Source organism: Thalassococcus profundi (assembly GCF_003344785.1).
Lineage (GTDB): Bacteria > Pseudomonadota > Alphaproteobacteria > Rhodobacterales > Rhodobacteraceae > Puniceibacterium > Puniceibacterium profundi.
Genome location: NZ_QPMK01000013.1, coordinates 84,805 through 106,781, shown reverse-complemented (window position 1 = coordinate 106,781; position 21,977 = coordinate 84,805). Strand labels below are relative to the sequence as shown.

Here is a 21,977-nt window from a genome sequence, read left to right as displayed (position 1 = left end):
AGGGCCGCGGAGCCCTAACGCATATCATTCTGGGGAGCTGACATGGCATTAGACGTTTTCAACGACCAGACATTATCCCGCCGGGCCATGAAGGCCGAACTTCTTGACGCCGAAACCGAATTGAAGCTCGCCTATGCCTGGCGCGACGAACGCGATGAAGCTGCCCTGCATCGCCTGATCACCGCCTACATGCGGCTCGCCATCTCCATGGCATCCAAGTTCAAGCGCTATGGTGCCCCGATGAACGACCTGATCCAGGAAGCCGGCTTGGGGCTTATGAAAGCCGCCGACAAGTTTGACCCGGACCGCGGCGTGCGCTTTTCCACCTATGCCGTGTGGTGGATCAAGGCGAGCATTCAGGATTACGTGATGCGCAACTGGTCGATGGTGCGCACCGGTTCGACCTCTTCCCAGAAATCGCTGTTCTTCAATATGCGCCGCGTGCAGGCGCGTCTTGAACGCGAGGCCGCGGCAGAGGGTCAGTCGCTCGACCGGCACCAGCTGCGGCAGATGATCTCGACCGAGATCGGCGTGCCGCTGCACGACGTCGAAATGATGGAAGGCCGTTTGTCCGGCTCCGACTATTCGCTGAACGCCACCCAGTCTGTCGAGGACGAGGGCCGCGAGTGGATCGATGCGCTGGAAGATGACGGTGCGCAGGCCTCCGAGATCGTGGAAAATTCGCTCGACACCGATCAATTGCGGGAATGGCTGTTGGTGGCGATGAACGCGCTCAATGACCGGGAGCGCTTTATCGTGCGGGAACGCAAACTGCGCGACGACGGCCGGACGCTTGAGTCTCTGGGCAATGAGCTGGGTCTCAGCAAGGAACGCGTGCGACAGCTGGAAGCAGCGGCTTTTGCGAAGATGCGCAAGACGCTGGAGTCGCAATCGCGCGAGGTTTACGCGTTCCTGTGATCCGGCTGGCCATTTTCCTGGCGCTGGGAACGGCCCCCGCTGCATTTGCGGACGGGGGCTTTTTCACGGGCCGCGACGTGGTGTTCCTGGGCGAGCAGCACGATAACCCCGCGCATCACCGCAAGCAGGCCGAACTGGTGGGCGAGATCGCACCGCAGGCTCTGGTCTTCGAAATGCTGACGCCAGAGCAGGCGGCGCGGGTGACCCCGGATCTCATCGCCGACGAGGACGCGCTGGAAGAGGCGCTTGGCTGGGCCGAGAGCGGCTGGCCGGATTTCGCCATGTATTACCCGATTTTCGCCGCGGCCCCCGAGGCGGCCTATTTCGGCGCGGCTTTGCCGCGGGCCGAGGCGCGGCGCGTGATGGAGGCGGGGACCGAAGCCGTCTTTGGACCCGAGGCGGCGCGTTTCGGCCTCGACCAGGCGCTGCCCGAAGACCAGCAGGCGGCACGCGAGGCGCTGCAGTTGTCGGCTCATTGCGATGCCATGCCCGCAGAGATGCTGCCGATGATGGTCGACATCCAGCGGCTGCGCGACGCGCGGCTGGCGCAGGAGGCGCTGGCGGCGCTGGAAAGTGCGGGTGCTCCTGTGGTGGTCATCACCGGCAACGGCCATGCGCGCCCGGACTGGGGTGCGCCCTTCGTGCTGTCGCAGGCCGCCCCCGACGTGACCTATGCCACCTTCGGTCAGGGCGAGGCGACCTTTGGTGCGCCGGATGGCGGGTTCGACATGGTCGACATCACCGAGGATGTCGAACGCGGCGATCCCTGCGCGGCCTTCAACGCCCCCGCGGGCGATTGAGCTTCGCGCCGCTTGGGCGTAACACTGGGCCGGTAACGGGATCGGGGTGGCGACATGCTCGCGGGCAAGCGGATACTTCTCATCATCGGGGGCGGGATCGCGGCGTACAAGACGCTGGACCTGATCCGGCGGCTGCGCGAACGGAGCGTGTCGGTGACGCCCGTGATGACCGCGGCGGCAGAGCAGTTCGTGACGCCCTTGTCGGTCGCGGCGCTGGCCGGCGAAAAGGTGCATACGGCGCTATTCGACCTCACCAGCGAGGCCGAGATGGGGCATATCCAGCTCAGCCGTGTGGCGGATCTCGTGGTGGTCGCTCCGGCGACGGCGGACCTCATGGCGAAGATGGCGCAGGGGTTGTGTTCGGACCTCGCGACGACGCTGTTGCTGGCGACGGACACGCCTGTGCTGGTGGCGCCCGCAATGAACGTGCGGATGTGGGACCACCCGGCGACGCAGCGCAACCTGGCGACCTTGCAAGGCGACGGCGTGCGCGTGGTGGGGCCGAACGAGGGCGACATGGCCTGCGGCGAATTCGGCCCGGGCCGCATGGCCGAGCCGCTGGAGATCGTCGCGGGGATCGAGGCGGCGCTGGGACAGGGAACCTTGACGGGTCGCCGCGTGCTGGTGACCTCGGGTCCGACCCTCGAACCCATCGACCCGGTGCGCTATATCGCCAACCGGTCGTCGGGGGCGCAGGGGGCGGCGATCGGGCGGGCACTGGCCGAACAGGGGGCCGAGGTGGTCTTTGTCACCGGCCCGGCGACGGTGCCGCCGCCTGCCGGCGTGACTGTTGTGCGGGTCGAAACCGCGCGGCAGATGCGCGACGCGGTGCAAGCGGCGCTGCCCGTCGATGCGGCGGTGTTTGCCGCTGCGGTGGCGGATTGGCATGTCGAGGAAGAGGCGCGGTCGAAGATCAAGAAGACCGCGGGCACGCTGCCTGCGCTGCGCTTTGCCGAGAACCCCGACATCCTGGCTGAGGTGGCGCAGATGGGGGAGGGGCGGCCGAACCTCGTCGTGGGCTTCGCGGCCGAGACCGATGACGTGGTCGCCCATGCCACAGCGAAGCGTGCGCGCAAGGGCTGCGACTGGATCCTCGCCAACGACGTGTCGCCCGGCACCGGCATCATGGGCGGAACCGAGAATGCGGTGACGCTGATCACCGGCGATGGCTCAGAGACCTGGGAGCGGGCGGGCAAGGACGCGGTGGCGCAAAGGCTGGCGCAGCGCATTGCCGAAGCGCTGCAGTAGAGATTTATGCCTCCGGCGGGAGTTTAGGGGCAAGATGAAGGGGATCGCGTGGTCACGATTGATCTGATGTGGGACGACGGGGCGGACCGGTCGCTGGGCCTGCCGCACTATGCCAGCGCCGGTGCGGCGGGGGCGGATCTGCGCGCGAACCTCGCCGACCGGGGCGTCGTGCACCTGGAACCGGGCGCGCGCGCATTGGTGCCGACCGGGCTGCGCATGGCGGTGCCCGAGGGTTACGAGGTGCAGGTGCGGCCGCGCTCCGGGCTGGCCCTGAAGCACGGCATCGCTCTGCCCAACAGCCCCGGCACCATCGACAGCGATTACCGCGGGCCGGTGGGCGTGATCGTCCTGAACGCGGGCTCCGATCCGTTCGAGATCCGCCACGGTGACCGGATCGCGCAGATGGTCGTCGCGCCGGTCGTGCGGGCGGACTTCGCGGTGGCGGAGGCGCTGGAGGGCACGGCGCGCGGCGACGGGGGCTTCGGCTCCACGGGCAGGCGCTGATGCTGCTGGTGCTGGCCATGGCGGCGGCGCTCTGGGGCGTCGGGCACCTGATGGGCGCGCCGCGGCAGGCGCGGCTGATCATGGTCGGGCTGCTCTATGTAGGCGTGCTGATGCTGCACCTGGTGCTGCCCGACGGCCATCCGCTGCGCATGGCGACCGGGGAAAGTGCGGCGCTCTGGCTGATCCTGGGCGGCGGGGTCGTGCTGGTACTGATCTATCGCGCCGGGCTGGGCTGGCTGCGCGGCAAGGCGCAAGCCAGGGAAGCCGCAGAGGCCCCGGCGCCGACGCCCGGCAGCTTCGGCGAATCGGAGCTGGACCGCTATGCCCGCCACATCGTCCTGCGCGAGATCGGCGGGCCGGGGCAGAAGCGGCTCAAGGCGGGCCGGGTTCTGGTGATCGGTGCAGGCGGCCTGGGTGCGCCGGCGCTGCAATATCTCGCGGCGGCGGGGGTCGGCACCATCGGCGTGATCGACGACGACACGGTCGAGAATGCCAACCTGCAGCGCCAGGTGATCCACCGCGACCGCGACATCGGGAAGGCCAAGGTCTTTTCCGCCGAAGCGGCGATAACAGCGCAGAACCCGCATGTGACCGTGAAGCCCTATCATCGGCGGCTCGACGACGGCATCGCGGCAGGGCTGTTCGCGGAGTACGACGTGATCCTCGACGGGACCGACAATTTCGCCACCCGCTATCTGGCGAACCGCACCGCCGTGGCGCTGGGGCGGCCGCTGGTGTCGGGCGCGCTCAGCCAGTGGGAGGGGCAGCTGTCGGTCTTTCACCCCAAGGAGAGCGGCCCCTGCTACCAGTGCCTCTTTCCCGAAGCGCCGGCGCCGGGCCTCGCGCCCTCCTGCGCCGAGGCCGGGGTGCTGGGCCCGTTGCCGGGCGTCGTCGGCGCGATGATGGCGGTCGAGGCGGTGAAGCTGCTGACCGGCGCGGGCCAGCCGCTGCGGGGCGAGATGCTGATCTACGACGCGCTCTGGGGCGAGACCCGAAAGATCGCCACGAAGCGGCGCGGCGACTGCCCGGTCTGCGGCTGAGGCGATTGCACCGGGCGCCCCGACGCCCTAGCTATCTGGCAAAGGAGTTCCGACATGACCAATCCGCTGCTCGCCGCGTGGGACACGCCTTTCGGCATCACCCCCTTCGCCAAGATTTCCGACGACGATTTCGCGCCCGCGCTGGACACGGCGCTGGCCCGGCACATGGCCGAGATCACCGCCATCGCCGAAAACCCCGAACCGCCGAGTTTCGCCAACACGATCGAGGCGATGGAGGGCGCGGGCGAGGCGCTGGACAAGGTGCTGTCGGTGTTCTTCTCGCTGGCGGGGGCCGACAGCAACCCCGAACGGCAGGCGTTGCAGCGGGAATTTTCGCCCAAGCTCGCGGCGCATTCCTCGGCGATCTACGGCAATGCGCAGCTGTTCGACCGGGTGAGGACGCTCTGGGACACGCGGGAAGGGCTGGACCTGACGTCCGAGGAGGCGCGGGTGCTGATGCTTACGCATCGCGGCTTTGTCCGAGCGGGGGCGGCGCTGACCGGCGCCGAGGCGGAGCGCATGAAAGAGGTAAAGTCGCGCCTGGCGGTGCTGGGCACGCAGTTCACCCAGAACCTGCTGGCGGACGAAGCAGGCTGGCACATGGCCCTGAGCGATACGGACCTCGAAGGCCTGCCGGAGTTCGTCAAGGCGTCGGCCCGCGCGGCGGGCGAGGAACTGGGCACTGACGGTCCGGCGATCACGCTCAGCCGGTCGCTGATCGTGCCGTTCCTGCAATTCTCGCCGCGTCGCGACCTGCGCGAAACCGCCTGGCGGGCCTGGACCTCGCGCGGGGCCAATGGCGGCGAAACCGACAACCGCGCCATTGCCGAAGAGGTGCTGAGTCTGCGCGAGGAACGCGCGCGGCTTCTGGGCTACGACACTTTCGCGGAGTACAAGCTCGAGACCGAGATGGCCGGCAGCCCCGACCGGGTGCGCAATCTGTTGATGCAGGTCTGGACGCCGGCCCGCGCGCAGGCCATGGCCGATGCCGCAGAGATGGAGACCCTGCTGCAAGAGGACGGCGTCAACGGCCCGCTGCAGCCCTGGGACTGGCGCTACTACGCCGAGAAGCGGCGCAAGGTCCTGCACGATCTCGACGAGGCGGAGCTCAAGCCGTACCTGCAGCTCGACCGGATGATCGAGGCGGCGTTCGACTGCGCGCATCGGCTGTTCGGGCTGGAATTCCGTGCGCTGGATGTCGAGGCCTACCATCCAGACTGCCGGGTCTGGGAGGTGCTGCGCGACGGGCAGCATCGGGCGGTGTTCATCGGGGACTACTTCGCGCGGGCCTCAAAACGCTCGGGCGCCTGGTGTTCTGCGATGCGGTCACAGGCCCGGCGGCCCGAGGTGAAGACGCCGATCGTGGTGAACGTCTGCAACTTCGCCAAGCCGTCGAAAGGCCAGCCGGCACTCTTGTCCTATGACGATGCGCGCACGCTGTTCCACGAATTCGGCCATGCGCTGCACCAGATCCTGTCGGACGTGGCGTTCGGCTCGGTCTCGGGCACCAGCGTGGCGCGGGACTTCGTCGAATTGCCAAGCCAGCTTTACGAACACTGGCTGGAGGTGCCCGAGGTGCTGCAAGGCTTCGCCACCCATGCGGAGACCGGAGAGCCGATGCCGCAGGCGCTGCTCGACAAGGTACTGGCGGCGGCAACCTTCGACATGGGGTTCCAGACGGTGGAATACGTGGCCTCGGCGCTGGTGGACCTGGAGTTGCACAGCGGCCCGCCGCCCGAAGACGTGATGGCGCGGCAGGCGGAAATCCTCGAAGGTCTGGGCATGCCGGCGGCGATCCCGATGCGGCACGCGACGCCGCATTTCGCGCATGTCTTCGCCGGCGACGGATATTCCAGCGGCTACTACAGCTACATGTGGTCCGAGGTGATGGACGCGGATGCCTTCGCGGCCTTCGAGGAGGCCGGGTCGGCCTTCGATGCGGAGACCGCGGCGCGGCTCGAAGAGTTCATCCTCTCCGCCGGCGGGTCCGAAGAGGCCGAGGCGCTGTACACCAAGTTTCGCGGTCGGATGCCGGGGGTCGAGGCCTTGCTCAAGGGGCGCGGGCTCGCGGCCTGAACCGGGGCGGGGGAGGCGCTCTTCCGCCCTTGCGGGCGTCCTCGCGGGTCAGAACGGCTGGCGGGTCAGCTCGAACCCTTCGTCGGTCAGCAGTTGCAGCACGCCGGTGTCACCGGCCAGGTGGGCCGCGCCGAAGGCGACGACGACCGGGCGGCCCTCGGCCGTGCCGGCCGCGTCGAGGATCACCGGGATCCAGGCGCGGTTTCGGTCCGTGAGCAACCCGTCCGCCATCGCGTCGAAGACCGCGTCAATCTCGCCCGGCTCGAGCGGTGCCGAGCGCCGCGCGAGAATGCGCGAGATTTCCCAGCCTTCGGCAGTCGTTTCATCGACATAGCTGGCCAGCAGGGTGGCGAACATGTCCTCGACCTCGTCCGGGGCCACCAGCGCCGATTCCAGCATCGCGATCTGTTCGCTCATCGGCGCTTCGGTGAACATGGCAAAGATCGTCTCGTAGGATTCCAGCGCGTGCATCGGCACCTCCGCGCCTTCCGCGATCCGGGCCAGACGCTTGTCGAGCCCGGCGCCCTCGGTCAGCGTGGCGGTCGCACAAGGCGGCACCGAGAGCAGCATCGACAGGTACCAGGGCTGGAATTTGGCCGCCATGAAGGGCGGCAGGCCGCGCGCGGTCACAGCTTCGGACAGCGCCGCCCAGGCCTCTTCGCTCATGATCTCCGGCAGGGTGGTGTCGGTGAGCAGCAGCTTGTCCGGCGCCGAGACCAGGTCCTGCTGCAACGCCTGTTCGTCCGCGGGCGTCATTTCCAGCAACAGGGCGGCGGCCTCTTCGATCAGCGGGCGCAGCCGCTCGGTCGGTGCGTCGAGCCGCGGATCGTCGAGGTGCACCGTTCCGATCAGGTGGATGCGCATGTCGCCGCGCGTCGCCAGCCAATGGTTGCCGGTGGCATAGGGCGTCGCGGCGACACGCGTATCGAGCTCCTGCCGTTCGGCGTCGCTCAGGCTGCTGCGCAGGTCGGCGCCGGAGCATTGCGCGAACACCGCCCCGGCGGTGAAAAGGGTGACGATCAGGCCGAGAACCAAGCGCATGGAAGGGGCTCCGTGAGGTTTCGCGGCAGCTTAGGATGCGGTCTTGCCCGCGACAACCCGGCGGGCGAGGATGCCGGCATGAAACGCGAAAGTGATCTGTATCGCCCGGTCAAGCGCCTGCTTCAGGCGCAGGGCTACGCCGTCAAGGGCGAAGTCGGCAATGCCGACCTGGTGGCGCGGCGCGGCGAAGAGGCGCCGGTGATCGTGGAGCTGAAACTGCGCATCACGCTCACACTCTTTCACCAGGCGGTGGCGCGTCAGGCGCTGGCCGATCTCGTTTATATCGCCGTGCCCCGGCCCACCGGCCCGCAGGCCCGGCGGGCGCTCAAGGACAACCTGGCGCTCTGCCGCCGGCTGGGCCTCGGGTTCATCACAGTGCGCGCCGACGGCGTCACCGAAGTGCTTTGCGATCCGGGTCCTTACGCCCCGCGCAAGAACCGCAAGGGACAGGCCAAGCTCTTGCGCGAATTCGACCGGCTGCGCGGCGATCCCAACGACGGCGGCGCGACGCGCCACGGCATCGTCACCGGCTATCGGCAGGACGCCCTGCGCTGCGCCGCCTACCTGGCCGAGCATGGCGCCAGCAAGGGTGCGGTGGTGGCCAGGGCGGTGTCGGTGAAACCGGCGACGCGGATCATGGCGGACAACCATTACGGCTGGTTCGCACGGGTGGAAAAAGGAATCTACGCCCTGACCGACGACGGCCGGGCCGGGTTGGTGCACTGGGCCGACAGCTGGGAAGAGGCGCCGGAGAACTGACACGAAAACCCCCGCGCCGGGACGGGCGCAGGGGCTGTATCTGTTTCGGGTGGCGCGTACGGCGACCAGGATCAGTTGTTCTCTTCTTCCGGCGGCGTGACTTCGATGGTCGGCACTTCGACTTCTTCTTCCTGCGTGCTCACATCCACGTCGACATCCGGCACGGTGACCTCTTCGGTTTCGGTGCCCACGTCGATGGAACCCACATCGGCGTCGACCTCGGGCATCTCGCCTTCCTCGACCGACACGTCCACGTCGGGCAGCGACCCCTCATCCGTGACGTCCACATTGACCATGTAAAAGCCGAAGACGATCACCAGAACCGCGACGATCGCGAGGATGACCTTCATAACTGTGCTCATTTACGTCTCTCTTTCGTTCGATAATCTATGACATTCAGCCACATAACTTTTCAGTGATCGGTCTGGTTCCGGCGCCGGTGCGGAATTCGCGGCTCTCGCGGCGGCAGGGACGCGGTGAAAAGGCGCGAAAACACCTTCATTTCCGCCGCCCGGAGCGCCGCAAGATTTTTGCATATTCGCTTGTTGACAGGGGGCGCGCGTGTCCATACCTATGCGCCGTTAGCACTCGACGAGGGTGAGTGATAACGGCCCTGCCGAAGACGGGGGGCCATGGAAACTTTGAGCAAGGAGACTCGAAGATGGCATTCAAACCGCTTCATGACCGCGTGCTGGTCCGCCGTGTGGAAAGCGACGAGAAGACCAAGGGTGGTCTGATCATTCCCGACAGCGCGAAAGAAAAGCCCGCCGAGGGCATCGTTGTGGCCTGTGGTGAAGGCGCACGCAAGGATTCCGGCGAACTCATCGAGATGGCCGTATCCGCAGGCGACAAGGTCCTGTTCGGCAAATGGTCCGGCACCGAAGTCACGGTCGATGGCGAAGAGCTGCTGATCATGAAAGAAGGCGACATTCTGGGCATCATCGAGGACGACAAAGCGGCCAAGGCCGCCTGAGCCGTCGCTTCCTCTGATCCCTCAACCCAAAGAACAGGAGATATCCGATGTCTGCCAAGGACGTGAAATTCAATACTGACGCCCGTTCGCGCATGCTCAAGGGCGTGAACATCCTCGCCGATGCGGTCAAGGTCACGCTGGGTCCGAAAGGCCGCAACGTGGTTCTGGACAAGTCGTTTGGCTCCCCGCGCATCACCAAGGACGGCGTTTCGGTCGCCAAGGAAATCGAACTGGAAGACAAGTTCGAGAACATGGGCGCGCAGATGGTGAAGGAAGTCGCTTCCCGCACCAATGACGAAGCCGGCGACGGCACCACCACCGCCACCGTGCTGGCCCAGGCCATCGTCAAGGAAGGCATGAAGTCGGTCGCAGCGGGCATGAACCCGATGGACCTCAAGCGCGGCATCGACCTCGCCACCTCCAAGGTCGTCGAGGCGATCAAAAACGCCGCACGCCCCGTCAACGACAGCGCCGAAGTCGCGCAGGTCGGCACCATTTCTGCCAACGGCGAAGCTGAAATCGGCCGCCAGATCGCCGATGCGATGCAGAAGGTCGGCAACGAGGGTGTCATCACCGTCGAAGAGAACAAGGGTCTCGAAACCGAGACCGACGTCGTCGAGGGCATGCAGTTCGACCGCGGTTACCTGTCGCCCTACTTCGTGACCAACGCCGACAAGATGGTCGCGGAACTCGATGACTGCATGATCCTGCTGCACGAGAAGAAGCTGAGCTCGCTGCAGCCGCTGGTTCCGCTGCTCGAGCAGGTGATCCAGTCGCAGAAGCCGCTGCTGATCATCGCCGAAGACGTCGAAGGCGAAGCGCTGGCGACCCTCGTGGTCAACAAGCTGCGCGGCGGCCTCAAGATCGCAGCCGTCAAGGCACCGGGCTTCGGCGACCGCCGCAAGGCCATGCTGCAGGACATCGCGATCCTGACCGGCGGCCAGGTCATCTCCGAAGACCTCGGCATGAAGCTCGAGAACGTCACCATGGACATGCTCGGGACCGCGAAAACCGTCAACATCACCAAGGACGAGACCACCATCGTCGACGGCCACGGTGAGAAGTCGGAAATCGAGGCGCGCGTCAGCCAGATCCGCACGCAGATCGAGGAAACCACCTCGGACTACGACCGCGAGAAGCTGCAGGAGCGTGTGGCCAAGCTGGCAGGCGGCGTTGCCGTCATCCGCGTCGGCGGCATGACCGAAACCGAGGTGAAGGAGCGCAAGGACCGCGTCGATGACGCGCTGAACGCGACCCGCGCGGCGGTGCAGGAAGGCATCGTTGTCGGCGGTGGCGTGGCTCTGGTCCAGGCGGCCAAGGTGCTGCACGGACTGGAAGGTGCCAACAGCGACCAGAACGCCGGCATCACCATCGTCCGCAAGGCGCTGGAATCGCCGCTGCGTCAGATCGCGGAAAACGCCGGTGTCGACGGATCGGTCGTTGCGGGCAAAATCCGCGAAAGCGAAGATCTCAAGTTCGGCTACAACGCCCAGACCGATGAATATGGCGACATGTTCAAGTTCGGCGTCATCGACCCGGCCAAGGTTGTCCGCACCGCTCTCGAGGATGCAGCCTCGATCGCCGGCCTGCTGATCACCACCGAAGCCATGGTGGCCGACAAGCCGCAGAAAGAAGGCGCAGGCGCCGGCGGCGGCATGCCCGACATGGGCGGCATGGGCGGCATGATGTAAGTCGCATTCCGCAGGAATGCGACGGCAGGCGACAGTCGCTTTTCCATCGGAAAAGCGATGAGAGCCAACCTCGCTCGCATCTTCAGGGGGTCGCCTTCGGGCGGCCCCTTTTCGTTTTGGTGCCGGGCGTTAACGGCACCAGCTCTTGCCAACCGGGGCACGCTCGGCCAGCTTGCGCGCCATGCGCCTCTTTGTCCTCACCGCCCTGACCATGGTGGCCTTTGCCGCCAATTCCATCCTCAACCGCTGGGCGCTGGTGGACGGCGGCATCGATGCCGGGACTTTTGCCATCGTGCGGCTGGCCTCCGGCGCGGCCATGCTGGCGCTGTTGGCCGTCGCGGCGCGCGGCAGGCTGCAACTGGGCGGCGGAGGCGGACGGGTCACAGGCGTCCTGTCCCTGATCCTTTATATCTACGGATTTTCGCTGGCCTACGTATCACTCGATGCGGGCGTGGGCGCGCTGATCTTGTTCGGCACCGTGCAGGTCACGATGTTTGCGGGCGCCCTGCGCGACGGTGCCCGCCTGCCGCCCCGGCGCGTGATCGGCGCGGCGCTGGCCTTCGCTGGACTGGTCTGGCTGCTCTGGCCCGGCACTGGCCCGCAGGTCAGCGTGTTTCACGGCGCCATGATGGCGGCGGCCGGACTGGGCTGGGGGATCTATTCGCTGGCTGGGCGCGGCGAGGCGGATCCGCTTATGGCGACGGCGGCGAACTTCATGCTTGCCGTTCCGGTCGGGCTGGTGCTGAGCCTTGCCTTCTTCGGTGCGCAAATGCAGATCGCGACGCCCGGCTTGATGCTGGCCGTTCTGTCGGGGGCGGTGACCTCGGGGCTGGGCTATGCGCTCTGGTACACGGTGCTGCCGCGTCTCGAGGCGAGCGTCGCGGCGGTGGCGCAGCTGACGGTGCCTGTCATCGCGATGGCAGGCGGGTTCCTGTTGCTGGCCGAAGTGCCAAGCCTGGGCGTTGTGCTGGCGGCTGCCGTCGTATTGGGCGGCGTGGCCTTCTCGATCCTGCCGCAACGGCGCTAGCGCACGATCCGCTCCAGCGGGTCGTAGAACACTCCGTCCTCCCAGGGCAGAGCGCGCAGCCGGTCGGGTTTCAGCCGGATCGCCGCCAGCGCGTCCCGCGTGAACCAGCGCCGCTTTGTCACCACGCCTTCGGGATCGCGCCATGCGGGATCGAGTGTGCCCCCCGACAGAGTGCAGCGAAAGAACACCTCCACCTGGTGGAATCCGCGCTCTGGCGCGTGGAATTCGTTGACCAGGCAAAGCGCGCCCACATCGATCCGCAACCCCGTCTCTTCGAACATCTCGCGGCGCAGGTTGTCGGGCAGCGAAGCGCCACGTTCGACGCCGCCACCCGGCGCGCACCAGAGGTCGCTGCCCGCCTCCGGAGGGTAGGCATTGACCAGCAGCAGGCGGTCCGCGTGCACCAGCACCGCGCGCACGGCAAGACGGGGCGTCATGGTTCGAAATCTCCCAACTCGTCCCTTTCATAGGCGCGCAAAGGGGCCTATCTCAAGCGCCATGCGTGCCCTGTCGATCTCTCTTGCCCTGATGCTCGCCGCGCCCATGGCGCGGGCGGACTGCGTCGTGCTGCTGCACGGTCTGGCGCGCAGCGAATATTCCTTTGCGCTGATGGCGCGGGTGCTCGAGGTTCGCGGCTACCGTACCGTGGTGCCGGGCTACCCGTCGACCTCCGCCCGCATTCAGACATTGGTGGACGAGACACTGCCCCAAGCGGTGGCGCAATGCGGCGACGAGACCACGCATTTCGTCACCCATTCCATGGGCGGCATCCTGCTGCGGGTCTGGCTGCAGGACAATCGCCCCGCGAACCTGGGCCGCGTGGTGATGCTCGCCCCGCCCAACCACGGCAGCGAACTGGTGGACGAGCTGGGCAGCTGGGAGGTCTTCGACTGGGTGAACGGCCCCGCGGGCCAGCAGCTGGGCACCGGGCCCGAGGATCTGCCCGCGCGCCTGCTGCCGGTGGATTTCGAACTGGGGGTCATCGCCGGCACCCGTTCGCTGAACCCGGTCTATTCGGCGCTGATCCCTGGCGCGGATGACGGCAAGGTCTCGGTCGCCTCGACCCGTGTCGAGGGCATGACCTCGCAGCTTATCCTGCCGGTGACGCATACCTTCATCATGCAGGCGCCGGCGGTTATGGCGCAGACGCTGCTGTTCCTGCGCGAAGGCCGGTTCGACGCCGACCTCGACTGGACCAAGATGGTCTCGGCCGAGGAAATCACCTGTCTTTTCGGGCTTTGCGCAGATGCCGATTGACCTGACGCTGACCGGCGCGCGCGTGCTGCGCCCCGGCGGCTGGGACAGCGGCGCGCTGACCCTGTCGGGCGGCGTCATCGCGGACGGGCCGGGCGGCAAGAGCGTGGACCTTTCGGGCTTCGACCTGCTGCCCGGCATCGTGGACGTGCATGGCGACGGGTTCGAGCGGCACATGGCCCCGCGCCGGGGGGCGCTGCGCGAGGCGTCTCACGGCGTCGCCGCCTGCGCGGCGGAGATCGCCGCAAACGGCATCACCACCGCCGTCCTCGCGCAGTTCTTCAGCTGGGAAGGCGGGATGCGCGGCCCGGATTTCGCCGAGCATGTCTTTGCCAGCATCGCCGAAGTTGCCCATAAGATCGCCACCGACCTGCGCCCGCAACTGCGGCTGGAAACCTTCCTGCTCGACGACTACGCCCGCGCAGAGGCGGCCATCGACCGCTTCGGCATCGGCTACGTGGTCTTCAACGACCACCTGCCGCATGACCGTCTGGCAGCGGGCCGCCGCCCGCCGCGGCTGACCGGGCAGGCGTTGAAAAGCGGCCGCAACCCCGAGGCGCATCTGGCACTGATGCAGGGCCTGCACTCCCGCGCCGCCGAGGTGCCCGACGCGCTCGACGCGCTCTGCGTGCGGCTTTTGGCGAAGGGCGTGCGGCTGGGGAGCCACGATGATCCCGATGCCGCCACGCGCGAGACTTGGCGCGCGAGGGATGTTCGGATTTCGGAATTCCCTGAAACCCTTGCGGCGGCAGAGGCGGCGCGGGCCGAGGGCGAGCCGGTGGTCATGGGCGCGCCCAACGTGGTGCGCGGTGCCAGCCATGCCGGCAAGGTTTCGGCGCTGGAGATCGTCGAAGCCGGGCGGGTGACGGCGCTGGCGTCGGACTACCACTATCCGGCCCCCCTGCGCGCGGCGTTGCGGCTGGTCGAGCTGGGCGTCTGCGACATGCCAACCGCCTGGGCGCTGGTCTCTTCGGGTCCGGCGCAGGTGCTTGGGTTGACGGATCGCGGCAGGCTGGTGCCGGGAATGCGCGCCGACCTGCTGGTGCTCGACCGCGCCACGGGCCAGGTCGGCGCGACGCTGGCGAACGGCGCGGTCACCTACATGACCGGCACCGCCGCGGCGCGGTTTATCGCCTAGCGCGTTTTGCGAGCCATTTGACTCACGTTGCACCACTCAACGCGTTGAAATCTTTGATTTCAGGCGGTGCCACGTGAGTCAGATCCACCGCGAAACGCTTCAGGCTTTGGTCGCCGGAAGGACGTGGTTCACGTGGCCCATCTTGCGGCCTGCCTTGACCTCGGCCTTACCGTAAAGGTGCAGCGCGGCATGGGTGGTCGCGGCGAGCTCGGGCACGCCGTCCAAGTCGTCGCCGATCAGGTTCTCCATCCGCACGTCGGAATGGCGCTGCCCATCGCCCAGCGGCCAGCCCGCGACGGCGCGGATGTGCTGTTCGAACTGGTCGACGGCACAGCCATTCTGCGTCCAATGCCCGGAATTGTGCACCCGCGGCGCGATCTCGTTGACGACGAGGCCTTGCGGCGTCACGAAAAGCTCCACACCCAAGACGCCAACGTAATCAAGCGCGTTGAGGATACGCGCCGCCAACAGGACCGCGTCGGTGCGCTGCGCCGCCGACAGCCGCGCGGGCACCGTCGTCGTTCGCAGGATGCCCTCGCGGTGCACGTTCTCGCCTGGATCGAAACAGGCCACCGACCCGTCAAGCCCGCGGGCGGCGATCACCGAAACCTCTGTGCTGAAATCAACGAAGCCTTCGAGGATCAGCGCACTGCCCGACAGCTCCTCGAAGGCGGCCGCTGCCTCGGAGACGGAAGCGATGCGCGCCTGGCCCTTGCCGTCATAGCCGAAGCGCCGGGTCTTGAGGATTGCGGGCGCGCCGATCTCCTCCATCGCGGCGGTCAGGGCCGCGGCGTCGGGCACGTCCGCATAGGGGGCCGTGGCGAGGCCCAGGTCGCGCAGAAAGTCCTTTTCCGTCAGCCGGTCCTGGCTGATCCGCAGTGCCTCGCGGCCCGGGCGGATCGGTTTCACCTCTTGCAAAAGGTCGAGTGCGCCGGTGGGAATGTTCTCGAATTCGTACGTGATCACATCGACCGCCTCGGCAAAGGCGCGCAGTGCCTTGGCATCGTCGTAGGCGGCGGTGGTCACCGCATGGGCCACGTCACCCGCGGGCGGGTTGGCGCCGGGTTCGAAGATGTGGCTGCGATAGCCCAGCCGTGCTGCGGCAACCGACAGCATCCGGCCCAGCTGGCCGCCGCCGATAATGCCGATGGTCGATCCGGGGGGCAGGGGGCTGGTCATGCGAGGCTCCGGTCTGGGACGTTTGGCGCGTGTTTAGGCGCGGGCCGGGGGCCGGTGCAACGGCAAAGATGCGGCGGCGTCAGTCGCGCTCGGGCGCATCGGGGATCGAGGCTGAGAGTTCGGCACGCCAGGCGTCGAGCCGCGCGGCAAGCTCCGGGTCCCGCAGGGCGAGGATCCCCGCCGCCATCAGCGCCGCATTGGCGGCACCCGCGGCGCCGATGGCCATGGTCGCCACCGGGAAGCCGCGCGGCATCTGGACGATGGAATAGAGGCTGTCGACCCCCGACAGCGCCCGGGTCTGCACCGGCACGCCGATCACCGGCACCCGCGTCTTCGACGCCATCATCCCGGGCAGATGCGCCGCCCCGCCCGCGCCCGCGATGATCACCTGCAGCCCGCGGTCCACGGCGCTCTTGCCATAGTCCCAAAGCCGGTCGGGCGTGCGATGCGCCGAGACGATGCGCACCTCATGGGCCACGCCGAGCGTGTCGAGCAGGTCGGCGGCCTCTTTCATGGTGGGCCAGTCGGACTGGCTGCCCATGATGATACCGACGGGAACGGGCTGTGCGGACATGCGGACCTCCGGTGGCTATGAAGCGCGCACTATAGCTGCTCTGCGCGCCGCGGCAATCGCGGCATGACGGTGTTTTTACTGGCAAGAGAGCCAGTTCCGGACGCAGCTCAGACCGGGGCCAGACCCTGGACGTAGGTCGAACCGGGGGCCAGCCCCCGGACCCCCGGAGTTTATCGGCAAGATGAAGCAGGGGCGCCGCGCTCCCGGCTTCATCTTGCCAATAAACCTCCCGCCGGAGGCTCCGGCGCCGCAGCTTGCGGTCCGGCTGGCCGGTCAGGCGATGATGTCCGGCGTCAGGCGGTCCTCGATCAGGGCGATCTTGTCCTTGAGGTGGAGCTTTTTCTTTTTCAGCCGCTGCAGCGTCAACTGATCCGCCGTCCCGCGTTCCTGCAGCGCGCGGATGGCCTCGTCGAGGTCGCGATGCTCGTGCCGGAACACCTCCAGCTCGATCCGCAGGACATCGTCGGTCTTCATGGAGATATCGCTTGGCGCATTCATCGGGCAGGCTTTCAAGTTGACTTGCAGAGCCGAAGAATAGCGATTCTCGGCCTCTGCGCAAAGCCCTTGCACCCCCGTCCATCACTTCCCATATTCATGAGGCAAAGCCGCCATAACGGGGCTTTTGTGGACGGTCGCTTGTGAAAAAGGACGTGTCGATGACCAAGATGACGCTGGGGTCCTATCCCCATATGCTGGGCTTTGAGCAGCTGGAACAGCTTCTGGAGCGGACCGCCAAGTCCGGCAACGAAGGCTACCCGCCTTTCAATATCGAACAGACCTCGGATGCGTCGTACCGGATCACGCTGGCCGTGGCCGGATTCTCCGAGGACACGCTGTCGATCACCGTGGAGGACCGCCAGCTGGTGATCCGCGGCCGGGCGCGGGACGACAGCCACGAGCGCGTCTTCCTGCACCGCGGCATCGCCGCGCGCCAGTTCCAGCGCTCCTTCGTGCTGGCCGAAGGCGTCGAGGTGGGCGAGGCGGTCATGGAAAACGGGCTGCTGCACGTCGATCTCACCCTGCACAAACCCGAAACGGTGGTGCAGACGATTCAGATCAGGAAAGGGTAAGCCAATGAACACCAAGTATGAATTCGACGGTCAGAACGAGGAGAACCTGGTCTACGTGCGCCCGGTGCTTGTGGCGGACCTGCCCGAGGACGTGCAGCGCGAGGTCGAGGATATCGACACGCTCTACGCCGTGCACCGCGCCGATGGCGAGCGCCTGGCACTGGTGACCGAGCGGAACATGGCCTTTCATTTGGCCCGAGAAAACAACCTGGCGCCGGTGACCGTGCACTGAGGCGGATCGACCCGCTTCGAAATGCCAAAGGCCGCCTTTTCGGGCGGCCTTTGTTTTTCTAGGATCGTTCGCAACCGACGCGCCGAAGATCGGGTCGCCGGTTGCGATAGCGGAGGTCAGCCCGCGATCAGGCCCATCGATTCGAGCTTCAGGATCACTTGGTGCGCGCAGTTGTCGACGTCGACATTCTCGGTTTCCACACGCAGTTCCGGGTGCTCGGGCACGTCGTAGGGATCGGAGATGCCGGTGAACTCCTTGATCTTGCCTTCGCGCGCCAGCTTGTAGAGACCCTTGCGGTCGCGCCGTTCGCATTCCTCGATCGAGGTCGCCACATGCACTTCGATGAATGCGCCGAAGCTTTCAATGTCTTCGCGCACCGCGCGGCGGGTGGCGGCGTAGGGCGCGATGGGAGCGCAGATGGCGATGCCGCCGTTCTTGGTGATCTCGGAGGCGACATAGCCGATACGGCGGATGTTGAGGTCGCGGTGTTCCTTCGAGAAGCCCAGTTCGGAGCTGAGGTTCTTGCGCACGATGTCACCGTCCAGCAGCGTGACGGGACGGCCGCCCATCTCCATCAGCTTGACCATCAGCGCGTTGGCGATGGTCGACTTGCCCGATCCCGAGAAGCCGGTGAAGAAGACCGTAAAGCCCTGCTTGGACCGCGGCGGACGGGTGCGGCGCAGTTCGCGCACCACTTCGGGGAAGGAGAACCAGTCAGGAATGTCGATGCCCTCGGCCAGGCGGCGCCGCAGTTCGGTGCCCGAGATGTCGAGCACGGTGGAGCCTTCGGGCACTTCGGAGACGGGGTAGTACTGTGCCTTTTCCTGCACGTAGACCATGTGTTTGAAATCGACCATCTCGATGCCGATCTCGTCCTTGTACTTCGTGAACAGCTCCTGTGCGTCGTAGGGGCCGTAGAAATCCTCGCCCTTGCTGTTCTTGCCGGGGCCCGCGTGATCGCGGCCGACGATGAAATGCGTGCATCCGTGGTTGGCGCGGATCAGCCCGTGCCAGACCGCCTCGCGCGGGCCGGCCATGCGCATGGCGAGGTTCAGGAGCGACATGGAGGTGGTCGACTGCGGATACTTGTCCAGCACCGCCTCGTAGCAGCGCACGCGGGTGAAATGATCGACGTCGCCGGGCTTGGTCATGCCCACGACCGGGTGGATCAGCAGGTTGGCCTGTGCTTCCTTGGCGGCGCGGAAGGTCAGTTCCTGGTGCGCGCGGTGCAGCGGGTTACGGGTCTGGAACGCCACGACCTTGCGCCAGCCGACCTTGCGGAAATACGACCGCAGCTCGTTGGGCGTGTCGCGGCGGGCGCGGAAATCGTAATGCACCGGCTGCTGGATGCCGGTGACGGGGCCGCCGAGGTAGACCTTGCCCGCGGTGTTGTGCAGGTAGTTGACCGCCGGATGCGCGACGTCGTCGGCGCCAAAGACCAGTTCGGCCTCGCGCGCCTTGTTGGGCACCCATTTGTCGGTGACAGTCATGGTGGCGAGGATCACGCCCTCCTGGTCGCGCAGGGCGATGTCCTGGCCTTCCTCGATCGTCTCGGCGAATTTTTCGCTGACGTCGAGCGTGATCGGCATCGGCCAGAGCGCGCCGCTGGCCAGACGCATGTTTTCGACAACGCTGTTGTAATCCTCTTCGCTCAGAAAGCCCTTGAGCGGGTTGAAGCCGCCGTTCATCAGCAGTTCAAGATCGCAGATCTGGCGCGGGCTGAGGTCGTGCGAGGTCAGGTCGGCGGCTTCGACCTTGAGTTTCTGCGCGCTCTCGTAGCTCACGTAGAGCTCGGGGATGGGGGCGAGGTTGTTCTGCATTTGGGTGCTCCTGTACTTGAGGGGGACGAGCCCGCTGGCAGAGCCGGTCAGCTCTGCGTGAAGGGCGTCGAATTCGGCGAATTTGCGGGCAAGGAAACGGTCGGTGAGTCGCAGCTTTTCAGCGCCGCCGCGCATGGTCAGTGCGTAGCTGAACCGCTGGCGGCGATCGGGTCCGGTGCGTTCGGTGATGTGCACGAGCCCTGCGTCGGCGGCGGCACGCAGCCAGGCGTTGAGGCGCCCGAGCGAGATGCCGAGCGCTTCTGCCGTCACCCGCTGAGATGCGTTCGGCGCCAGGTCGAGCTGGCGCAGAAGCCGGAAGAGCTGGTCTTCCTCGGGCAGGGCGGGTGTTGTCGGATGCGCGTTCATAGCGGCGACTCAAAGTGTGTTCACGGATGAACGCATCGCACAGGCGAATGCTGTCGCGAAACCCCGAAAATCGCGGATCGGTGCATTGTTGCCGAAAAGCCGCTTTGCGTGGCGTGCATGGCGGATTGGGAAGGCTGGCGCGCTATCGGCCCGGGACGGACGTCAGCTTTCGAACCCCCAGCCATCCGGGCTGAAACCATGATCGAGCGCGGCGCGAGTCGCCACCTCTTCGGCGGCCCAGAGGCTGCCGGCGGACAGCGGCTGGTCGGGCAGGGTGGCGACGAGATAGGGCCCGTCGTCCTCTTCCGGGTCGGCCCATTCGCAGACATAGCCGTCGCGGCTCAGCGCGTCGGCGAGCGGCCGCCAGTCGGACTCTTCGCTGTCCGGGAGGAAGAAGAAGTCGATATCCGCCGTGTCGGGCAGGTCGGCGCCGTCGGTGATCTCGGCAAAGGTGGCAAAGGTCTCTGCCTTCTGCGCGGCAAAATCATGCGTCATGGGTCAGCCTTCAGGCCACGGGAAAGGGGCCCGGCCTGTAAGGGCCGGGGGCGGGGCGCGGGAATCAGGCGCTTTCGGGTTCGTTCGCCGCCTCGGGATCGGGCTCGGCGGCTTCGCCCTGTTCGGCCAGCCAGCGCTCGGCCTCCAGTGCCGCCATGCAGCCCATCCCGGCGCTGGTGACCGCCTGCCGGTACTTGTGGTCGGTCAGGTCGCCGGCGGCGAAGATGCCGGGAATGGATGTCGCGGTGCTGTCGGGCTTGGTCACGACATAGCCGCCCATGTGGGTTTCAAGCTTGTCCTTGACCAGTTCGTTGGACGGCGCGTGGCCGATGGCGACAAAGACACCCTTGCAGGGGATTTCGGTGATTTCGCCGGTCTTGACGTTGCGCACCTTCACGCCTTCGACGCTTTGCGGCATCTCGGTACCCGTCACCTCGGCCAGTTCGTGGAACCACAGGGTTTCGATCTTGGGGTTCTTGAAAAGCCGGTCCTGCAGGATCTTTTCCGCGCGCAGTTCGTCGCGGCGGTGGATCAGCGTCACCTTGGAGGCGAAGTTGGTCAGGAACAGCGCCTCTTCCACGGCGGTGTTGCCGCCACCGATCACCACGATTTCCTGCCCGCGGTAGAAGAACCCGTCGCAGGTGGCGCAGGCCGACACGCCGAACCCCTTGAACTTTTCCTCGCTGGGCAGGCCAAGCCACTTGGCCCGCGCGCCGGTCGCCAGGATCACCGCATCGGCGGTGTAGACCGTGCCGCTGTCCGACTGCGCCACGAAGGGACGGCGGTCCATGTCGAGCGAGGTGATGATGTCGCCGACGATCTCGCAGCCCATGGCGCGGGCATGCGCCTCCATCCGGACCATGAGGTCGGGGCCCTGCACCTCGGTGTCGCCGGGCCAGTTCTCGACCTCGGTGGTGGTGGTCAGCTGGCCGCCCGGTTCGATCCCCTGAACCAGGATCGGCTCGAGCATGGCGCGGCTGGCATAGACACCGGCGGTGTAGCCCGCAGGCCCGGACCCGATGATGAGAACCTTGGTGTGGCGCGTGTCGGTCATCTGCTGAACCTCGTCGTCTGGCGGCGCTTGTGCCGGGAAACTGGACCCTGCATATAGCCATTGCGCCGGGCGGCGCAAACCCCCGGACCGACAGGCGGGGTCAGCGCCGCCCACTTTGCCGATCTGTTAATAATCTTGCGCTTTTGCGAAATATTATTGCGCGCAACTGCGACGATGGTATACAAATGCGAAAACGAGGGAGGGGTGCCCGACGTGCCGTCACACAGGCTTGATCCGATCGACCGCAAGATTCTGTCCGAATTGCAGGCGGACGGTCGCATGACCAACGTGGAGCTTGCCAAACGCGTGGGAATCTCCGCGCCGCCGTGCCTGCGCCGGGTGCGCACGCTCGAGGAGCAGGGATTCATCCGCGGTTATCACGCCGATGTCGATCCGCGCGAACTGGGCTTCGAGGTGCAGGTCTTTGCCATGGTCGGTCTGCAGAGTCAGGCCGAGGCGGATCTCTCGGCCTTCGAGGAGCGCTGCCGCAACTGGCCGCTGGTCCGCGAATGCCACATGCTGAACGGCGAGGTGGATTTCGTGCTGAAATGCGTGGCGCCCGATCTCAGCACCTTTCAGACCTTCCTGACCTCGCAGCTTCTGACCGCGCCGAACGTCGGCAGCGTCAAGACCAGCCTGGTGATCCGCGGCGCCAAGGACGAACCGGGCGTGCCATTCGAAGTGCTCGAGGAAAGGCTGAGCAAGTCCGCTTGATGGA

General features: G+C 66.5%; 24 protein-coding genes. 15 read left to right on the top strand and 9 right to left on the bottom strand.

Annotated elements, in window-relative coordinates; all coding sequences use genetic code 11:
* The first annotated feature begins 42 nt into the window (after positions 1–42).
* The 6 genes from DU478_RS15725 (at position 43) to DU478_RS15700 (ending at position 6,586) form a co-directional block, all read left to right on the top strand.
* On the top strand, positions 43–918 hold the full coding sequence (locus tag DU478_RS15725) for an RNA polymerase factor sigma-32 (RefSeq protein WP_114511919.1): 876 nt from the start codon (positions 43–45) through the stop codon (positions 916–918).
* Positions 915–1,718, top strand: coding sequence for a ChaN family lipoprotein (locus DU478_RS15720; protein WP_114511918.1), 804 nt, complete (start codon positions 915–917; stop codon positions 1,716–1,718). Before DU478_RS15725 ends, DU478_RS15720 begins: the two co-directional genes overlap by 4 nt.
* A gap of 54 nt (positions 1,719–1,772) precedes the next feature.
* Positions 1,773–2,966, top strand: coding sequence for a bifunctional phosphopantothenoylcysteine decarboxylase/phosphopantothenate--cysteine ligase CoaBC (coaBC, locus tag DU478_RS15715; RefSeq protein WP_114511917.1), 1,194 nt, complete (start codon positions 1,773–1,775; stop codon positions 2,964–2,966).
* A 66-nt stretch (positions 2,967–3,032) separates the two neighbouring features.
* A complete protein-coding gene (gene dut, locus DU478_RS15710) occupies positions 3,033–3,470 on the top strand; it encodes a dUTP diphosphatase (RefSeq protein ID WP_114511916.1) in 438 nt (145 codons plus the stop codon).
* A complete protein-coding gene (locus DU478_RS15705) occupies positions 3,470–4,510 on the top strand; it encodes a HesA/MoeB/ThiF family protein (protein WP_114511915.1) in 1,041 nt (346 codons plus the stop codon). The genes dut and DU478_RS15705 overlap by 1 nt, the downstream gene beginning before the upstream one ends.
* A gap of 54 nt (positions 4,511–4,564) precedes the next feature.
* Positions 4,565–6,586 carry a M3 family metallopeptidase gene (locus DU478_RS15700; protein ID WP_114511914.1) on the top strand — a complete coding sequence of 674 codons (2,022 nt, stop codon included), beginning with the start codon at positions 4,565–4,567 and terminating at the stop codon, positions 6,584–6,586.
* 48 nt (positions 6,587–6,634) lie between these two features.
* On the opposite strand, the gene DU478_RS15695 is transcribed toward DU478_RS15700, so the two are convergent.
* Complete coding sequence (locus tag DU478_RS15695) at positions 6,635–7,627, bottom strand: TraB/GumN family protein (protein ID WP_114511913.1); 993 nt, start codon at positions 7,625–7,627, stop codon at positions 6,635–6,637.
* Between the two features lie 78 nt (positions 7,628–7,705).
* Between DU478_RS15695 and DU478_RS15690 the strand changes: the two genes are divergently transcribed.
* Complete coding sequence (locus DU478_RS15690; protein ID WP_114511912.1) at positions 7,706–8,386, top strand: DUF2161 domain-containing phosphodiesterase; 681 nt, start codon at positions 7,706–7,708, stop codon at positions 8,384–8,386.
* 71 nt (positions 8,387–8,457) lie between these two features.
* Here the strand turns inward: DU478_RS15690 and DU478_RS15685 are convergent, their stop codons facing one another.
* Positions 8,458–8,748 carry a hypothetical protein gene (locus DU478_RS15685; RefSeq protein ID WP_114511911.1) on the bottom strand — a complete coding sequence of 97 codons (291 nt, stop codon included), beginning with the start codon at positions 8,746–8,748 and terminating at the stop codon, positions 8,458–8,460.
* A 299-nt stretch (positions 8,749–9,047) separates the two neighbouring features.
* Here DU478_RS15685 and DU478_RS15680 point away from each other — a divergent pair, with 299 nt between their 5' ends.
* The 3 genes from DU478_RS15680 to DU478_RS15670 all read left to right on the top strand — a co-directional run bounded on the left by DU478_RS15680 (position 9,048) and on the right by DU478_RS15670 (position 12,077).
* Positions 9,048–9,359 (top strand): co-chaperone GroES, encoded by a 312-nt coding sequence (locus DU478_RS15680; RefSeq protein ID WP_114511910.1) that lies wholly within the window; start codon positions 9,048–9,050, stop codon positions 9,357–9,359.
* A 47-nt stretch (positions 9,360–9,406) separates the two neighbouring features.
* A complete protein-coding gene (gene groL, locus DU478_RS15675) occupies positions 9,407–11,050 on the top strand; it encodes a chaperonin GroEL (RefSeq protein WP_114511909.1) in 1,644 nt (547 codons plus the stop codon).
* A gap of 181 nt (positions 11,051–11,231) precedes the next feature.
* Entirely contained in the window at positions 11,232–12,077 is an 846-nt protein-coding gene (locus tag DU478_RS15670) for a DMT family transporter (RefSeq protein WP_114511908.1), read from the top strand.
* Here DU478_RS15670 and DU478_RS15665 read toward each other — a convergent pair.
* On the bottom strand, positions 12,074–12,514 hold the full coding sequence (locus tag DU478_RS15665) for an NUDIX domain-containing protein (RefSeq protein ID WP_114511907.1): 441 nt from the start codon (positions 12,512–12,514) through the stop codon (positions 12,074–12,076). The genes DU478_RS15670 and DU478_RS15665 overlap by 4 nt on opposite strands.
* A gap of 61 nt (positions 12,515–12,575) precedes the next feature.
* Here DU478_RS15665 and DU478_RS15660 point away from each other — a divergent pair, with 61 nt between their 5' ends.
* Positions 12,576–13,334 (top strand): alpha/beta fold hydrolase, encoded by a 759-nt coding sequence (locus DU478_RS15660; protein WP_114511906.1) that lies wholly within the window; start codon positions 12,576–12,578, stop codon positions 13,332–13,334.
* Positions 13,324–14,469, top strand: coding sequence for an alpha-D-ribose 1-methylphosphonate 5-triphosphate diphosphatase (locus DU478_RS15655; RefSeq protein ID WP_114511905.1), 1,146 nt, complete (start codon positions 13,324–13,326; stop codon positions 14,467–14,469). Before DU478_RS15660 ends, DU478_RS15655 begins: the two co-directional genes overlap by 11 nt.
* 99 nt (positions 14,470–14,568) lie before the next feature.
* Here the strand turns inward: DU478_RS15655 and DU478_RS15650 are convergent, their stop codons facing one another.
* The 3 genes from DU478_RS15650 to DU478_RS15640 all read right to left on the bottom strand — a co-directional run bounded on the left by DU478_RS15650 (position 14,569) and on the right by DU478_RS15640 (position 16,720).
* Positions 14,569–15,648 (bottom strand): 5-(carboxyamino)imidazole ribonucleotide synthase, encoded by a 1,080-nt coding sequence (locus DU478_RS15650; RefSeq protein ID WP_114511904.1) that lies wholly within the window; start codon positions 15,646–15,648, stop codon positions 14,569–14,571.
* Positions 15,649–15,727: 79 nt separating this feature from the next.
* Complete coding sequence (purE, locus tag DU478_RS15645) at positions 15,728–16,222, bottom strand: 5-(carboxyamino)imidazole ribonucleotide mutase (protein WP_114511903.1); 495 nt, start codon at positions 16,220–16,222, stop codon at positions 15,728–15,730.
* Between the two features lie 273 nt (positions 16,223–16,495).
* On the bottom strand, positions 16,496–16,720 hold the full coding sequence (locus tag DU478_RS15640) for a YdcH family protein (protein WP_114511902.1): 225 nt from the start codon (positions 16,718–16,720) through the stop codon (positions 16,496–16,498).
* 158 nt (positions 16,721–16,878) lie between these two features.
* Between DU478_RS15640 and DU478_RS15635 the strand changes: the two genes are divergently transcribed.
* Together DU478_RS15635 and DU478_RS15630 are read left to right on the top strand one after the other, a co-directional pair.
* Positions 16,879–17,292 carry an Hsp20 family protein gene (locus tag DU478_RS15635; protein WP_114511901.1) on the top strand — a complete coding sequence of 138 codons (414 nt, stop codon included), beginning with the start codon at positions 16,879–16,881 and terminating at the stop codon, positions 17,290–17,292.
* A gap of 4 nt (positions 17,293–17,296) precedes the next feature.
* The gene (locus DU478_RS15630) at positions 17,297–17,524 is read left to right on the top strand and encodes a DUF1150 family protein (protein WP_114511900.1); all 228 of its coding nucleotides are present in this window, start codon (positions 17,297–17,299) and stop codon (positions 17,522–17,524) included.
* A gap of 116 nt (positions 17,525–17,640) precedes the next feature.
* Here DU478_RS15630 and DU478_RS15625 read toward each other — a convergent pair whose 3' ends face one another.
* The 3 genes from DU478_RS15625 to trxB form a co-directional block, all read right to left on the bottom strand.
* Complete coding sequence (locus DU478_RS15625) at positions 17,641–19,710, bottom strand: bifunctional sulfate adenylyltransferase/adenylylsulfate kinase (RefSeq protein ID WP_114511899.1); 2,070 nt, start codon at positions 19,708–19,710, stop codon at positions 17,641–17,643.
* Positions 19,711–19,872: 162 nt separating this feature from the next.
* Complete coding sequence (locus DU478_RS15620; protein WP_114511898.1) at positions 19,873–20,205, bottom strand: ribonuclease E inhibitor RraB; 333 nt, start codon at positions 20,203–20,205, stop codon at positions 19,873–19,875.
* Positions 20,206–20,269: 64 nt separating this feature from the next.
* Positions 20,270–21,259, bottom strand: a complete 990-nt coding sequence (gene trxB, locus DU478_RS15615; RefSeq protein ID WP_114511897.1) for a thioredoxin-disulfide reductase — start codon at positions 21,257–21,259, stop codon at positions 20,270–20,272.
* A gap of 213 nt (positions 21,260–21,472) precedes the next feature.
* Between trxB and DU478_RS15610 the strand changes: the two genes are divergently transcribed.
* Entirely contained in the window at positions 21,473–21,973 is a 501-nt protein-coding gene (locus DU478_RS15610; RefSeq protein ID WP_114511953.1) for an Lrp/AsnC family transcriptional regulator, read from the top strand.
* The last annotated feature ends 4 nt before the right edge of the window (positions 21,974–21,977 follow it).